The organism is Serpentinimonas sp. SMBJO2, from assembly GCF_056341105.1.
Genome location: NZ_CP150628.1, coordinates 242,011 through 259,544 on the forward strand (window position 1 = coordinate 242,011; position 17,534 = coordinate 259,544).

1 protein-coding gene is annotated in these 17,534 nt (G+C 66.1%); it reads right to left on the reverse strand.

The features are described 5' to 3' along the window. Nucleotides 1-14: 14 nt before the first annotated feature. The gene (locus tag AAAZ40_RS01130) at nt 15-17,486 is read right to left on the reverse strand and encodes a retention module-containing protein (protein ID WP_476660779.1); all 17,472 of its coding nucleotides are present in this window, start codon (nt 17,484-17,486) and stop codon (nt 15-17) included. Between the last annotated feature and the right edge of the window lie 48 nt (nt 17,487-17,534).

Consider the following 17,534-nt stretch of genomic DNA (forward strand, 5'->3'; position numbering starts at 1 on the left):
CGCCGCCGCCCCGATCAGTCGGTGCGCAGGTGCCCGTCGGTGCGCATTTTGTTGAGGATGTCGGTCTCCGACGCCCCAACCGCCAGACCCAGCGCCTGCGCCAGTGCCGCCTGGCTGGCAAAGTTGTCGAACACGATGTTTTGTGTCGGCGCGAAGCTCGTGCCGCCATCGTGGTCCACCTGCAGCACCAGCTTGCCGCTCGCGCTATCGGTACCAAAGCGCAGGAAGCTGCCCAGGTTGGCGGCTGTCTCGCCCTGCAGCAGATCGCGCAGGTCGAGCGCGTCGCCTTCGCGGGGGTTGAAGTCGGTGATCACGTCGCGCGCCGGGGTGCCGGTGCTGCCTTGGTCGCCCAAGCGCCATGCAAACACATCGGCCCCCAGACCGCCGGTGAGGGTGTCGTTGCCGCTGCCGCCCAGCAGCAGGTCGTTGCCGGCGCCACCCGTCAAGGTGTCGTTGCCGGCACCGCCATAGACCACGTCGTTGCCACCCAAGGCGTTGAGGGTGTCGTTGCCATCGCCGCCGCCGACCAGTTGGGCGAAATCGTTAGCCGTCGTGCTGTAGGCGAAGTTGGTCAGCGACACCGTGAGGTTGGCGCTGGCGGTGTCGCCGTCGGGCTGGCGGATGGTGTAGTTGAACACGTCTTGCGCACCTTGTGGGTTGTCGCGGCTGTTTGGCGTGTAGGTGAAGGCCCCTTGGGCGTTGATGCTCAGCGTGCCAAACTGGCCCACGATGACCGTGTTGCCGCTGACGGCAACGTTGGTAGGTGTGCTGCTGCCCACGGTGACTTGCGACACCACGGCGCCCTCAACACCGGCCTCGTCATTGGCCAACACGTTGCCGGCTGCGGCAATACCCGCCACCCAGGCGATATTGGCTGTGCGCACGGTCTGCGACTCCCATCGCGCAGGGGTAAAGGCGCGGCTGATAATCTCCACACCACTCAATGTGGCGTCGAGACCTCCACCCGTTGAATTGTCTTCACCCACGACGCGCAGCCGGTAGGTGCCGCTTGCGGTGACGCTGAACGAAGCATTGCTGACGTCATCGCTAAAGTTCATAAAAGCCACGACTTGGTTGTCGCCTGCATTCACAAGCTCGACCCGCAGCACGTCAACCGAGTTGTAACCATCGACGTCGATATCAAACCGCACCTGCGCTGGGTTGCTGGGGTTGGCGGCGAAGGTAAAGGTGGGTGTTTGAGCACTCACCACAGGATCTCCGCTCTTCGGATCAATCTTCCATTCGCCGGCAACTTTTGTGGTGGTGGATGCGGTGCTCCAGCTTTCTGGCAAGAAGATCGATACGGTGCGATCCGCGTCACCTGCGAACCGCCAGTTCCCCTCGGTGGCGGTGGCAGTATCGTGGCTGGCTGTAGGCTGGTGCTCGACCACGGTGATGTTGAGCGCGCCGGTGGCGGTGTCGCCATCGCCGTCGATGATCTTGTAGGTGAACGCGTTCAACGCATTGTTGGCCTCGAGCGCAGAGGTCGTGAAGCTGTAGGCCCCGGTCTGGAAGTTGACGCTCAGGCTGCCGCCTGGAACCGACAGCGTGAGGGTGTGGGTGCTGGCGTTGTACAGGCTAGACGCGGTGGTGTGCTCCACGTTGTTGAAGGTGACTGAAAATATCTGCCGCACACCGGCCCCGTCGGCACCAAAGCGGGCGTCTGGGTTGCCATCGGTCAGCAGATTGCCCGTGATCGTGTTGCCGCCTACCACGGTGCCGGCCAGCACATTGCTGAGTTGGGCCATGTCGGTCACGGCGATCGGGTGCAGGTTGGCTTCAGCGCGGCCGTCGTAGGCGATCGGGTCGAGTTCGTCGTCGAGCGCACCGGGGTTCACAGTCAGCCCGCCACCCATGCCCAAGGCAAACGATTTGATGTCGTTGGCGCGCAGGAAGTTCTCCCAAGCGGTCTGCTCTTGGGTGCCGATGCCGCTGTCGCCAGTGGTGGCTGCGGTGGGGCCGTGCTCGGTGAATGGATCGCTGCCCCGGTTCGGCTCGCCGTCGGACAGGAAGTAGGACACATTGACGCCGCTGGGGATTTTGCCGCTTGAGCCGAAGGCGTTCATCGCCGCGGTAAGCGCGGCGTCGAAGTTGGTGAAGCCGTCGCCCGCGTTGTTGGCAAGGGCCGTGATCCAGTTCTTGGCCGCCACCGCGCTCATCCAGACGTTGCCCACCGCGCTCGCGGTGTCGCTGAACGTGACGATGCGCACCATCACATCGCCCATGCCATCGTAGGTGTCGATGAGCCGTTGCATCGCGTCTTTGGCGACTGCAAGGCGGGTTTGGGGAGCGCCAGCAATTTCAGCGTCATCGTCCATGCTGCCCGAGAGGTCGAGGATGAACATGAGGTTGTGCTGGGCCGCGCCGCTTTCATTGACGCTGGCGTTGAGGGTCTGGGGCACTGCGGGCCGGTCGTCCTCGATCGACACCGCCAAAGCGGCTGTGCTGCCCGGGTTGACGCCGTCGCTGATGCGCACGTTGGCGTTAAAGCTCACCACGTCTTCGGCTGTGGTGTCGGGGTGGGCGATTGGCCGCAGCAGCTCGACTTGGTAGCTCACGCTGCTGCCGCTGGTGCCAACGCTGGTGCTGCCGCCGTTGAGCGTGATGCGGATAACCGCGTCGCTGCCGCTGCTGCCGGTTAGCACCGCTGTACCGGCGCCGCTCCAAGTGATGGGGGTGCCGCCCAGTGCAGCGGGCAGGCCGTCGCTCGTGAGGCTGACGGTGAGCGGCGCGCTGCCGTTGCGGGTGATGCTCAGCATGCCCAAGGTGGTTGCGCTGTCGGTGGTGTCGCTGGTGCCGGTCGAGTCTGGCAGACCGCCGAGCAGGCCTTCTTCGGATACGCTGGCACTGCCTGCGGCGATGGTGGGGGCGGCGTCGTTGTCAAGGATGGTGGCCGTGGCGCTGCCAGCGGTCGCACTGACCGTGGCATTGGTGGCCGCGGTGATCGTGGCCACCACGGTCTCGTTGTTTTCCACGACCGTGTCGGGCGTCGGGTCGGCCGTGAAAGTCACGCTGGTCTGGCCCGCAGGGATGGTGACCGTGCGCGTCGCGCCAGTGGGCAAGCCAGTCACAGCGTAGTCGGTGCCTTCGGTGGCGCTGCCGCCCAAGGCAATGGTGACCACGGTGGCGGTCACCGAGGGCTGATCCAAGCTGACGGTGAAGGTGACGTTGACGGTGCCGTCTTCGGCCACCGTCGCCGGGCTGGCACTGATCGAGACCACCGGCACGTCGTTGTCAAGGATGGTGGCCGTGGCGCTGCCAGCGGTCGCACTGACCGTGGCATTGGTGGCCGCGGTGATCGTGGCCACCACGGTCTCGTTGTTTTCCACGACCGTGTCGGGCGTCGGGTCGGCCGTGAAAGTCACGCTGGTCTGGCCCGCAGGGATGGTGACCGTGCGCGTCGCGCCAGTGGGCAAGCCAGTCACAGCGTAGTCGGTGCCTTCGGTGGCGCTGCCGCCCAAGGCAATGGTGACCACGGTGGCGGTCACCGAGGGCTGATCCAAGCTGACGGTGAAGGTGACGTTGACGGTGCCGTCTTCGGCCACCGTCGCCGGGCTGGCACTGATCGAGACCACCGGCACGTCGTTGTCAAGGATGGTGGCCGTGGCGCTGCCAGCGGTCGCACTGACCGTGGCATTGGTGGCCGCGGTGATCGTGGCCACCACGGTCTCGTTGTTTTCCACGACCGTGTCGGGCGTCGGGTCGGCCGTGAAAGTCACGCTGGTCTGGCCCGCAGGGATGGTGACCGTGCGCGTCGCGCCAGTGGGCAAGCCAGTCACAGCGTAGTCGGTGCCTTCGGTGGCGCTGCCGCCCAAGGCAATGGTGACCACGGTGGCGGTCACCGAGGGCTGATCCAAGCTGACGGTGAAGGTGACGTTGACGGTGCCGTCTTCGGCCACCGTCGCCGGGCTGGCACTGATCGAGACCACCGGCACGTCGTTGTCAAGGATGGTGGCCGTGGCGCTGTCGCTCACCGTCTGGCCCAGACTGGTCAGGGTCGCCGTCAGGCTGAAGGTCTCGTTGGCTTCGTCGATCAGGTCGTTGACGGTGCTGGTGCGCACTTGCACCAGGCTGTCGCCGGTCGCCACGCTGATCGCCCCGGCGTAGGCGCTCCAAGTCACGCCGTTGTCGAGGCTGAACTCGAACACGGCGCGGCTGTAGTCGGCCGGGCTCAGGGCAGGGTTTGAGCCCGTGCCGTCGGCCAGCGCGAGCGTCAGGGCCGAGCCGCTGGCCGCACCGCTGACGCGCACGCCAAACACGGCCGCCTGGCCTTCGGGCACCTCGATGTCGCCCACGCCGGTGCCGGGGGCACCGACTTGGACGGTGGGCACGCTGACGGCATTCACATTGACGTTAAAGTTTGCTGTGGCCCAGTCGCCATCGCTGTCGGTGGCGCGCACCTCAAATCCGAGCGCCAAATCGGGCGGCGTGATGCGGTCGATGACGCCAAAATCTTGCACCCGCACGGTGTCGTTTCCGTCCAGAACAAAACGCACGTCTACGCGTGAGAATTCCGCATCGGATTCGATCGACGCCAACTGATTCACGGTTTTCAAACCCGACAACGTCAATGTTCCAGAGTCAACCACGGTGGTGCCATCGGCCGCATAAGCCACCCACTCTATGGTTGCCGTGTCGGTGTTGCCGTTTCCATGCACCTGGAACGACAAGCCATCGGCTGGCTGCGTCATGCTGGCCCGGAAGCCCTCGTTGTGTTCTATGTTGCCGTTGGCGACACCAAAGCCCTGGTTGTTGGGGTTCAAATCATCGGCACCGCTGTTTTGTGGCGCACCCACCCCGCCCGCATTGGTATACAGCAGACCGTCAAAGATCACGGTATTGGTGCCTGCGTTGACGGTGATGGTTTCTACCGGGCCGCCAGCGCCAAACTGGCCACCGATGGCAAAGGTCTGGGTCGGCTGCGGCGTGATGAGGTTGAAGGTGTAGGTGCCGTTGTTGTTCAAGCCGACGGTGTAGAACACTTGGGGCGGCGTTCCGCTGCCATCGATGGTGGCGGTCAAGGTCTGACCGTCTGCCGAGAGGGTCTCGGTGATGCCAGCCAAATCGGTCCAACCCGACAGTTGCAGCGCCTGCACCGCAGCAGGCCCGTCGGCACCAAAGGCCAAGCCCACGATGTTGCCGGTTTGGCTGGATACTTGATTGGCCAGCGTCAGGTTGTCCACGCTGGTGATGCGCGGCATGTCGTCTTCGATGGTGATTTGGATGCTGCCGCTCTCTGCTGGGTTGACCCCGTCGCTGATGGAAAGGCCGACGCTGAGGCTGAGCAAGTCCTCCACGTTGTTGGTGGGGTGCTGGATGGGCGCGAGCAGCTCGACTTGGTAGCTCACGCTGGTGGCGCCGGAGGCAACGTTGATGCTGCCGCCGTTGAGCGTGATCTGAATGACCTGCGTCGTGCCCGCGCTGCCGATGAGCACCGCTTGGTTTGCGCCATGGCTCCATGTGAGCGCAGTACCGCCGACCGTTGCAGGCAAGCCGGCGAGCGACAAGGCGATGGTCAGAGGGGCCACGCCGTTGCCGGTGACTGCAAGGGTGCCGCTGGCGCTGCGGCTGTTGGTGGTGTCAACTGGTGTGCCGCTGGTGTCTACTAGGCCGTTCGCCAAGCCCTCCTCGGATACGCTGACCGCCAAATCATCAATGGTGGGTGCGGTGTCGTTGTCGAGGATGGTGGCGGTGGCCCTGTCGGCACCCGGGTCGACCGTGGCACCTGTGGCCGCATCGATGGTGGCAACGACGGTTTCGTTGTTTTCATCAAGAATGTTCGGCGTCGGGTCGGCGGTGAAGCTCACGCTGCTCTGGCCGGCCAGGATGGTAACGGTGCGGGTCTGGCCAGCTGGCAACCCGGTTACCGCGTAGTCGGTGTTTTCGGTGGCCGTGCCAGTCAGGCTGATGGTCACCACGGTGTCGGTGACCGAGACCCGGTCTTGGCTGACGGTGAAGGTGATGACGGCTGCGCCGTCTTCGTCCACGGTGGCCGGTCTGGCGCTGATCGAGACCACCGGCGGCGTACCGTCCTCAAACTTGAACGCGGCGCTGATGTCGCGCGTGGCGCTGTCGCTGGCTTGATCGCCGTCGCCGTCGGTGATGGTGGAGCTGGCGCTCAGCAGCACGGTTCCTGCCGGCAAGCCCGCAAGGCTGCCGCTGACGGCGTGGTCGATCTCGATGTGCTGGGTCAGGGTGACTTGGCCAGTGCTGGCATTGACGCCGATCTCGAACACGGTGTTGCTGGCGGTGACCAAGTTGGCCGCCGCAGCGGTCGAGCCCAGCAGCTGCCCGTTGGGGCCGGCAAACAGGCTGATGGCTTGCCCACCGCTGCTCAGGCCGGTTGCTGGAATGCCCACGCTCAGGCTGTAGCTGCTGCTGCGGCTGGCCTCGCCGTCGGCACCGGCGTTGGCGCTGACCGCAAACAAGCCGGCAAAGTTGCCCGTGGCCGTGTCGCTGGCCGCGCCGATGGTCTCGGCGTCTTGGGTGGTGAGCACGGGCAGGGGTTGGGCGTCTGGGGAGGCCAGTGAAACGTCGATGCGCGGGCCGTCGTCGGCAATCGAGACCAAGCTCCCAACGTCAACCGTGGCGCTGACCGTGTCGCCGTCGCCGTCGGTGGCGGTCAAGCGCAGCTCGATGACACCTTGGGCGATGCTGACGCTGTCGTCGGGGTCTAGTGCGTCGCCGTGCACGACCGCACGCTGCTGGTCGAAACTGACCACGCCAGTTTCGGCATCGACCGACATGACGAACACCGTCTGTTGCACGTTGTTGACGGTCACGACGCCAAGGATTTGGCCATTGCTGCCTTGGGCGATGACCACCGGCTGGCCGCTGGCGGTGTCGGTCAGGCCGGTTGGGGCACCGTTGGCAGCCGTCAGATCAAACACGCGCGCGTTGCTGGCGGCCGCGCCATCGGCACCGAAATCGACGCTGAAGCGCAGCGCCCCGGCGTTGGCGCTGCCATCGTCACCGAGCCTGGTTTCATCGACCAGGATGGGGTTGTTGGCCGCCATGCGGATGTTGTCGATGTAGGCGCCTAGGCTGTTGGCCGAGCCCGTGCCGGCAAAGCTCAGGGTGTTGAGGCCCGGTGTGACGTTGGCAAAGCTCAGGTTGATGGTGCTCCAGCCGTTGGTGCCCGGGGTCGTGGTTGCCGTGACTCCGCTGGGGGCGCTGATGCTGAGCACGCCTTGGGCGTCGGCGCTGATGGCAACCACCACCGCGCCCAGTGTGACGGTCATGGTGCTGTCGGTCATGGCAGCCGGGCGCGGCTGGTAGTCGAAGGACATGACGAAGGGGGCCGCGGGCACATAGAGCTGGGTCGAGAGCACGCTCAGGGTGTTGGTGCTGCCGCCGGCCAGGTTGTGCGCATCGAGCTCGGCCTTGTGCGCGCCGTCGGAGGGCGCAGCACCGCCGACGTTGCCGCGCTGGATTTCGATCCCGGCCTCGTTGAGCGTCCAGACGATGCCGTCGTTGCCCACCAAGGTGCTGCCGTTCTCGCCCACGACGAACCAGCCGCCCTGGTTGGGCTCGGTGGTCACAAAGCCCTCGAAAGATTCGCGCAGGTTCTGGGTGGGGGAGACGGTGATGCTCGGCACGTCGTCCTGTACCGACAGGTTGACGGTGCCCGTTGCAGCATCGCCGTCGCGGTCGGTGGCCACCACACCGATCGAACCCAGGCTGAGCACCTGTTCGCCACCGGCGAGCTCATGGCGCAGGTTGTCTGACAGGGTGGCGGTAACGCTTACGGAGCCCGCAGTGCCGTGCGCGATCGAGGCCGGTGCCGTCAAGGTCAGGGTCAGGGCGACGTCGTTGCTGGCGCCAAAGGTGGCGGTCAGGGTGGTGGCGTTGGTGCGGGTCCAGGTCAGCTCCGGGCCGGTCACGCCGTCGGTGTTGCGCACCAGGTTGTTCAGATTGGTCGAGAAGGCAAAGCCCACCAGGTCGTCGGAACCGGCCGTGAATGCCAAGGTGGCGGTGGCGGCTTCGGCGGTGTTGGCCGGGTTGGTGCCGGTGGCGTTGGCGTTGCCCAGCGCCTCTTCGTCCAGCGCCAGCGTTTGCGCCGCACCGGCGCTGGGGTTGCGGCCATCGGTGACGGTGATCCTGTGGCCGTCGGACTCGACGTCGCTGTCGGCGTCGGTGGCGCGGATGCTGAACGTGAAATGGACGCCGTTGGGGTTGTTCAGGTTGGGGTTGGGGTCGAAGCTCCACGTTCCGCCGACATTGACGGTCAGGGTGCCGATCGCTTGGCCGCCTACATTGACCGTGATCGGGGTGCCGATGGCATGGCTCTGGCCGCCGAGCCTGACCTCTACTGCCCCGGGTTGATCGGCCCCCATCTGCACGCTCCAAGTGCCCGTGATGGTGCCTGCGGCGTCTTCTGCAACCGTGCCTGCGCCGCGCAAATCGACCCGCGGCTCGTCGTCGATGACCGTGATCGACAGGGCGTTGCGGAGCACGAGGGCGTCGCCGTCGCGGTCGGTGGCGACGATGGCGCTCGACAGGTCGAGGGTGCGCCAATTTTCGCCCTGGCCAGCCGGGTGGTCGATCGGGGCGCGCAGGGTGAAGGTGTAGTCGCCGTTGGACTGAACTTCAAGCGTGAACACGGTGCGCGCGGTGATGCCGCTGCCGGCCGTGGCAGTGAGGATGTTGCCGCTGATGGCATAGTTCACGGGCAGGCCTGCGGAAGTGAGCGTGGGCAGCCCGCCCAGCACCGGGTTGAGGCTGAAAGTCAGCGGGTCGTCGGCGCCAGACTGGGCTTGGCCGGCGACGCTGCCGCTGGCCACTGCGCCGAGGTTTGGCCATTCCGGGTTGCCGCCTGGCAGCGCTTCTTCTTCGACCAAACCAACTGCGGGCAATATGCCAGCCAACTGCGGCACGTCGTCAGTCACGTTGACGGTAAAGCCACGGCTGAGGGTGATGCGGTCGCCGTCGGCGTCGGTCGCGGTGATGGCCGACGAGAGGTCGAGCGCCAGGTTGTTGGCGCCTGCGCCCGGCGGGTGGTCGAGCTGGTCGAACAGGCGCAAGGTGTAGTTGCCGTTGGGCTGGACTTCGAGCGTGAACACGGTGCGCGCGGCGTTGCCGCTGCCGACCGTGGCGGTCAGGGTGTTGCCGCTGACCGCGTAGCTCAGGGCTGCGCCTGCTGAAGTGAGGGCTTGGGCCGTCAGGCCAGCGAAGTCGCTGCTCAGGCCAAACCCGCCGCCAGCAGCCGCGCCGTCGGCACCGAAGCTGACCAAGCTGGCCAGCGAGCCGCTGACGGTGGCCGGGCCGCGGCTCTGACCTGGGTCGCCGGTGAACGAGCCATCGGCGTTGCCGTCGTTGGGCGAGGTGCCGGTGGAAAGCCGGGTGTTGATGTCGTTTTCGGCCACGGTGGCAGTCACCGAGCGTTCGGCCACTGCCAGCGGCACGTCGTCTTGCACGTTGACGTTGACGCGCACCCCGCCGGCCACGGCATCGCCGTCGCCATCGACGGCGTTGATGGTGAAGCCGTCGTTGAGCACGCTGACCAGGTTCTCGCCCGCGCCTGCAATCAGCAGGTTGTCGAGCAAGGTGACGGTGTAGTTGCCGTTGGCAAAGACTTGCAGGCTCAGGGCGGCGCCGGTGCCGCCCTCTTGCACTTGGGCGTTGGCATCGAGGAACACGGTGACGCTGGTGTCATTGGCCGCCAAAGCAACGCTGCCGCCGCTCCAGCTCACGCCAGTGACGCGACCAAAGCCGTCGGCGCCCCAGTTGACGTTGTCGACGATGCTGCCACTGACAGACAGCGGCTCGGGCGTGCTGTCGTTGCCTTCGCTCTCGCCCACGCCTCGGGCTGCACGCAGGTCGTCTTCGTCGAGCGCGACGGTGTCGGCCAGCGGCCTTTCGTCTTCGCCCATGGCTGCCAGCGGCACGTCGTCGGTCACGTTGACGTTGACGCGCACCCCGCCGGCCACGGCATCGCCGTCGCCATCGACGGCGTTGATGGTGAAGCCGTCGTTGAGCACGCTGACCAGGTTCTCGCCCGCGCCTGCAATCAGCAGGTTGTCGAGCAAGGTGACGGTGTAGTTGCCGTTGGCAAAGACTTGCAGGCTCAGGGCGGCGCCGGTGCCGCCCTCTTGCACTTGGGCGTTGGCATCGAGGAACACGGTGACGCTGGTGTCATTGGCCGCCAAAGCAACGCTGCCGCCGCTCCAGCTCACGCCAGTGACGCGACCAAAGCCGTCGGCGCCCCAGTTGACGTTGTCGACGATGCTGCCACTGACAGACAGCGGCTCGGGCGTGCTGTCGTTGCCTTCGCTCTCGCCCACGCCTCGGGCTGCACGCAGGTCGTCTTCGTCGAGCAGCACGGTGTCGGACGCGACACTGATGCTCGGGCCGTCGTCGGCAAAGCTCAGGGCCGCACCGATTTGAACCGTGGCGCTGCTGCTGGCTTCGTCGTAGTCGCCGTCTTCGATGGTGTCGGTGCGCGTGAGCGTAACCGCTCCCGCCGCTAGGCTGACGCTGTCGTTGGGGTTGCTGGCGTCGGCGTGGCGCAGCGCACGCAGCTGGTCGAGGCTGACCTCGCCTTGGGCGTCGACGCTCAGCGTAAACACGTCGGTGACGGTGGTGCCGATGGTGACTTGACCGCGCACGGTGGTGCCGTCGGTGACCAAGGTGACGGCTTGGCCGCTGGCCACATCGACCACGCCGCTGGCGATGGCGGTGTTGACGCTCAGGCTGTAGACGCTGCTGCGGCTGGCCTCGCCGTCGGCGCCGGGGGTGGCATCGACCGCAAACAAAGCAGCAAAGCTGGCGCTGGCGTTGGTGGCTAGGTTGCTCTCGTCGACCGCCAGCGTAGGCAGGTTGGAGCTCCAAGAGACTTCGATGTTGACGTCGTCGAAGTCCTCGTCGCCGCCGCCGCGAATGTCTTCCCAGTTGAGGTTGCCCGGGGCCGCGTTGTCTTGCACGTAGGCTCGGCCATCGGGGTTGAGGCCAGCGACGTCGAACAAGATGCCACCCGCGCCCCCTTCGCCGACCAAGGCGGTGCTGCTGCCGACAGGTGTCGCTTGCCAATGGTCGCCGACCCGCTCGAAGGCGATGGGGGTGTTGGGCCCCAAGTCCGGGTTGAGGTTGTTGCCGTTGGGGATGATGAAGAAGCCAATCTGATCGGCGGTGTAGCCGACGATGGTGACTTGGGTGGCGCCAAAGGCCTTGACGTTGTCCCAGATCACGACACCGCTGGTCGGGTTGCCGTTGGCGTCTTTGATGTAGTAGCCAAAGCTGTTGTCGTAGCCCGCATCGGAGCCGCGCAGCGTAACCGTCAGGGTAGTGGTCAAGGCGCTGGTCACGTCGATAACCGGCACGTCGTCGGTCACGTTGACGTTGACGCGCACCCCGCCGGCCACGGCATCGCCGTCGCCATCGACGGCGTTGAAGGTAAAGCCGTCGTTGAGCACGCTGACCAGGTTCTCGCCCGCGCCTGCAATCAGCAGGTTGTCGAGCAAGGTGACGGTGTAGTTGCCGTTGGCAAAGACTTGCAGGCTCAGGGCGGCGCCGGTGCCGCCCTCTTGCACTTGGGCGTTGGCATCGAGGAACACGGTGACGCTGGTGTCATTGGCCGCCAAAGCAACGCTGCCGCCGCTCCAGCTCACGCCAGTGACGCGACCAAAGCCGTCGGCGCCCCAGTTGACGTTGTCGACGATGCTGCCACTGACAGACAGCGGCTCGGGCGTGCTGTCGTTGCCTTCGCTCTCGCCCACGCCTCGGGCTGCACGCAGGTCGTCTTCGTCGAGCGCGACGGTGTCGGCCAGCGGCCTTTCGTCTTGGCCCATGATGGCCAGCGGCACGTCGTCGGTCACGTTGACGTTGACGCGCACCCCGCCGGCCACGGCATCGCCGTCGCCATCGACGGCGTTGATGGTGAAGCCGTCGTTGAGCACGCTGACCAGGTTCTCGCCCGCACCTGCAATCAGCAGGTTGTCGAGCAAGGTGACGGTGTAGTTGCCGTTGGCAAAGACTTGCAGGCTCAGGGCGGCGCCGGTGCCGCCCTCTTGCACTTGGGCGTTGGCATCGAGGAACACGGTGACGCTGGCGGCGTTGGCCGCCAAAGCAACGCTGCCGCCGCTCCAGCTCACGCCAGTGACGCGACCAAAGCCGTCGGCGCCCCAGTTGACGTTGTCGACGATGCTGCCACTGACAGACAGCGGCTCGGGCGTGCTGTCGTTGCCTTCGCTCTCGCCCACGCCTCGGGCTGCACGCAGGTCGTCTTCGTCGAGCAGCACGGTGTCGGACGCGACACTGATGCTCGGGCCGTCGTCGGCAAAGCTCAGGGCCGCACCGATTTGAACCGTGGCGCTGCTGCTGGCTTCGTCGTAGTCGCCGTCTTCGATGGTGTCGGTGCGCGTGAGCGTAACCGCTCCCGCCGCTAGGCTGACGCTGTCGTTGGGGTTGCTGGCGTCGGCGTGGCGCAGCGCACGCAGCTGGTCGAGGCTGACCTCGCCTTGGGCGTCGACGCTCAGCGTAAACACGTCGGTGACGGTGGTGCCGATGGTGACTTGACCGCGCACGGTGGTGCCGTCGGTGACCAAGGTGACGGCTTGGCCGCTGGCCACATCGACCACGCCGCTGGCGATGGCGGTGTTGACGCTCAGGCTGTAGACGCTGCTGCGGCTGGCCTCGCCGTCGGCGCCGGGGGTGGCATCGACCGCAAACAAAGCAGCAAAGCTGGCGCTGGCGTTGGTGGCTAGGTTGCTCTCGTCGACCGCCAGCGTAGGCAGGTTGGAGCTCCAAGAGACTTCGATGTTGACGTCGTCGAAGTCCTCGTCGCCGCCGCCGCGAATGTCTTCCCAGTTGAGGTTGCCCGGGGCCGCGTTGTCTTGCACGTAGGCTCGGCCATCGGGGTTGAGGCCAGCGACGTCGAACAAGATGCCACCCGCGCCCCCTTCGCCGACCAAGGCGGTGCTGCTGCCGACAGGTGTCGCTTGCCAATGGTCGCCGACCCGCTCGAAGGCGATGGGGGTGTTGGGCCCCAAGTCCGGGTTGAGGTTGTTGCCGTTGGGGATGATGAAGAAGCCAATCTGATCGGCGGTGTAGCCGACGATGGTGACTTGGGTGGCGCCAAAGGCCTTGACGTTGTCCCAGATCACGACACCGCTGGTCGGGTTGCCGTTGGCGTCTTTGATGTAGTAGCCAAAGCTGTTGTCGTAGCCCGCATCGGAGCCGCGCAGCGTAACCGTCAGGGTAGTGGTCAAGGCGCTGGTCACGTCGATAACCGGCACGTCGTCGGTCACGTTGACGTTGACGCGCACCCCGCCGGCCACGGCATCGCCGTCGCCATCGACGGCGTTGAAGGTAAAGCCGTCGTTGAGCACGCTGACCAGGTTCTCGCCCGCGCCTGCAATCAGCAGGTTGTCGAGCAAGGTGACGGTGTAGTTGCCGTTGGCAAAGACTTGCAGGCTCAGGGCGGCGCCGGTGCCGCCCTCTTGCACTTGGGCGTTGGCATCGAGGAACACGGTGACGCTGGTGTCATTGGCCGCCAAAGCAACGCTGCCGCCGCTCCAGCTCACGCCAGTGACGCGACCAAAGCCGTCGGCGCCCCAGTTGACGTTGTCGACGATGCTGCCACTGACAGACAGCGGCTCGGGCGTGCTGTCGTTGCCTTCGCTCTCGCCCACGCCTCGGGCTGCACGCAGGTCGTCTTCGTCGAGCGCGACGGTGTCGGCCAGCGGCCTTTCGTCTTGGCCCATGATGGCCAGCGGCACGTCGTCGGTCACGTTGACGTTGACGCGCACCCCGCCGGCCACGGCATCGCCGTCGCCATCGACGGCGTTGATGGTGAAGCCGTCGTTGAGCACGCTGACCAGGTTCTCGCCCGCGCCTGCAATCAGCAGGTTGTCGAGCAAGGTGACGGTGTAGTTGCCGTTGGCAAAGACTTGCAGGCTCAGGGCGGCGCCGGTGCCGCCCTCTTGCACTTGGGCGTTGGCATCGAGGAACACGGTGACGCTGGTGTCATTGGCCGCCAAAGCAACGCTGCCGCCGCTCCAGCTCACGCCAGTGACGCGACCAAAGCCGTCGGCGCCCCAGTTGACGTTGTCGACGATGCTGCCACTGACAGACAGCGGCTCGGGCGTGCTGTCGTTGCCTTCGCTCTCGCCCACGCCTCGGGCTGCACGCAGGTCGTCTTCGTCGAGCGCGACGGTGTCGGCCAGCGGCCTTTCGTCTTCGCCCATGGCTGCCAGCGGCACGTCGTCGGTCACGTTGACGTTGACGCGCACCCCGCCGGCCACGGCATCGCCGTCGCCATCGACGGCGTTGATGGTGAAGCCGTCGTTGAGCACGCTGACCAGGTTCTCGCCCGCACCTGCAATCAGCAGGTTGTCGAGCAAGGTGACGGTGTAGTTGCCGTTGGCAAAGACTTGCAGGCTCAGGGCGGCGCCGGTGCCGCCCTCTTGCACTTGGGCGTTGGCATCGAGGAACACGGTGACGCTGGCGGCGTTGGCCGCCAAAGCAACGCTGCCGCCGCTCCAGCTCACGCCAGTGACGCGACCAAAGCCGTCGGCGCCCCAGTTGACGTTGTCGACGATGCTGCCACTGACAGACAGCGGCTCGGGCGTGCTGTCGTTGCCTTCGCTCTCGCCCACGCCTCGGGCTGCACGCAGGTCGTCTTCGTCGAGCAGCACGGTGTCGGACGCGACACTGATGCTCGGGCCGTCGTCGGCAAAGCTCAGGGCCGCACCGATTTGAACCGTGGCGCTGCTGCTGGCTTCGTCGTAGTCGCCGTCTTCGATGGTGTCGGTGCGCGTGAGCGTAACCGCTCCCGCCGCTAGGCTGACGCTGTCGTTGGGGTTGCTGGCGTCGGCGTGGCGCAGCGCACGCAGCTGGTCGAGGCTGACCTCGCCTTGGGCGTCGACGCTCAGCGTAAACACGTCGGTGACGGTGGTGCCGATGGTGACTTGACCGCGCACGGTGGTGCCGTCGGTGACCAAGGTGACGGCTTGGCCGCTGGCCACATCGACCACGCCGCTGGCGATGGCGGTGTTGACGCTCAGGCTGTAGACGCTGCTGCGGCTGGCCTCGCCGTCGGCGCCGGGGGTGGCATCGACCGCAAACAAAGCAGCAAAGCTGGCGCTGGCGTTGGTGGCTAGGTTGCTCTCGTCGACCGCCAGCGTAGGCAGGTTGGAGCTCCAAGAGACTTCGATGTTGACGTCGTCGAAGTCCTCGTCGCCGCCGCCGCGAATGTCTTCCCAGTTGAGGTTGCCCGGGGCCGCGTTGTCTTGCACGTAGGCTCGGCCATCGGGGTTGAGGCCAGCGACGTCGAACAAGATGCCACCCGCGCCCCCTTCGCCGACCAAGGCGGTGCTGCTGCCGACAGGTGTCGCTTGCCAATGGTCGCCGACCCGCTCGAAGGCGATGGGGGTGTTGGGCCCCAAGTCCGGGTTGAGGTTGTTGCCGTTGGGGATGATGAAGAAGCCAATCTGATCGGCGGTGTAGCCGACGATGGTGACTTGGGTGGCGCCAAAGGCCTTGACGTTGTCCCAGATCACGACACCGCTGGTCGGGTTGCCGTTGGCGTCTTTGATGTAGTAGCCAAAGCTGTTGTCGTAGCCCGCATCGGAGCCGCGCAGCGTAACCGTCAGGGTAGTGGTCAAGGCGCTGGTCACGTCGATAACCGGCACGTCGTCGGTCACGTTGACGTTGACGCGCACCCCGCCGGCCACGGCATCGCCGTCGCCATCGACGGCGTTGAAGGTAAAGCCGTCGTTGAGCACGCTGACCAGGTTCTCGCCCGCGCCTGCAATCAGCAGGTTGTCGAGCAAGGTGACGGTGTAGTTGCCGTTGGCAAAGACTTGCAGGCTCAGGGCGGCGCCGGTGCCGCCCTCTTGCACTTGGGCGTTGGCATCGAGGAACACGGTGACGCTGGTGTCATTGGCCGCCAAAGCAACGCTGCCGCCGCTCCAGCTCACGCCAGTGACGCGACCAAAGCCGTCGGCGCCCCAGTTGACGTTGTCGACGATGCTGCCACTGACAGACAGCGGCTCGGGCGTGCTGTCGTTGCCTTCGCTCTCGCCCACGCCTCGGGCTGCACGCAGGTCGTCTTCGTCGAGCGCGACGGTGTCGGCCAGCGGCCTTTCGTCTTGGCCCATGATGGCCAGCGGCACGTCGTCGGTCACGTTGACGTTGACGCGCACCCCGCCGGCCACGGCATCGCCGTCGCCATCGACGGCGTTGATGGTGAAGCCGTCGTTGAGCACGCTGACCAGGTTCTCGCCCGCACCTGCAATCAGCAGGTTGTCGAGCAAGGTGACGGTGTAGTTGCCGTTGGCAAAGACTTGCAGGCTCAGGGCGGCGCCGGTGCCGCCCTCTTGCACTTGGGCGTTGGCATCGAGGAACACGGTGACGCTGGCGGCGTTGGCCGCCAAAGCAACGCTGCCGCCGCTCCAGCTCACGCCAGTGACGCGACCAAAGCCGTCGGCGCCCCAGTTGACGTTGTCGACGATGCTGCCACTGACAGACAGCGGCTCGGGCGTGCTGTCGTTGCCTTCGCTCTCGCCCACGCCTCGGGCTGCACGCAGGTCGTCTTCGTCGAGCGCGATCGAGTCGGAACGCGGCACTCCATCTTCGCCCATGGCTGCCAGCGGCACGTCGTCTTGCACCGTGATGGCCAGATTGATGGTCAGGTAGCCGCCCGTGCCGGCGGTGCCGATGAGGGCGATGGGGCTCAGGGCCAGCAGCTCTTCGACCGTGCCGGGGGTGGGGTGGTTGAGCGGGCCGACCACGGTGAGGGTGTAGTCGCCGTTGGGCTGCACGGTGAGCAGCACGGAAGGCGGGGTGGTGGCGCCGGGGGGGATGACTTGGCCGTTGGCGTCGAAGGCCAAGGTGCTGCCGCCGGGCGCGATGGCGATGAAGCCCAAGCCCGGCACGCTGAAGCTGGTGAGCACGCCGCCCACGCCGGTGAGGAAGTTGCCGCTTCGCGATGCGCTCAGGCCGTCGTCGGTTTCGTCGTTGCCGTCCAGGCCCAGTGCCGATTCTTCTTCGAGTTCGAAGCTCAGGTCGATCGTGACCGGGGCCGGATCGCCCTCGATCTCGTCGGTGGTGTCGGCGGCGCCGAGGTTGAACTGGAATGCCAGCGGCTCAACCGGCTCGGCCACGCGCAGCAGGCGCACAAAGTCGCTGCCTTCGCCCGCACCGGCGGCCACGGCACCGGCGGCGGCGGGGTCGATTTGTTCGAGCAGGTCTAGGCCTTGCTCCAAAATCTGGACAATCTCGGCCACGGTGGTGGCTTGCACGGCGGCGTCGGCGGCTTGCGGGGTGGCGTCGGTGAGGGCCACGGTTTCATCGACGCGCAGGGCTTGGTTGGGGCCCATGGCCAGGGTCCGGCCGTCGGCGAGCAGCAGCTCGACCCGCGCCCCGTTCTGGGTGCGGATGACGTCGCCGCGCTGCACGACTTCGCCCACTTGCAGGGCCCGGGTGGTGCCATCGGCTTTGACGATGACGACGTTGCCGGTGACGGCGGTGACGGTGGCTTGGGCCATGGTAGCGCTCCTGTTGGGTATGACGATGGGCGCAGCTTAAGGCTCGAG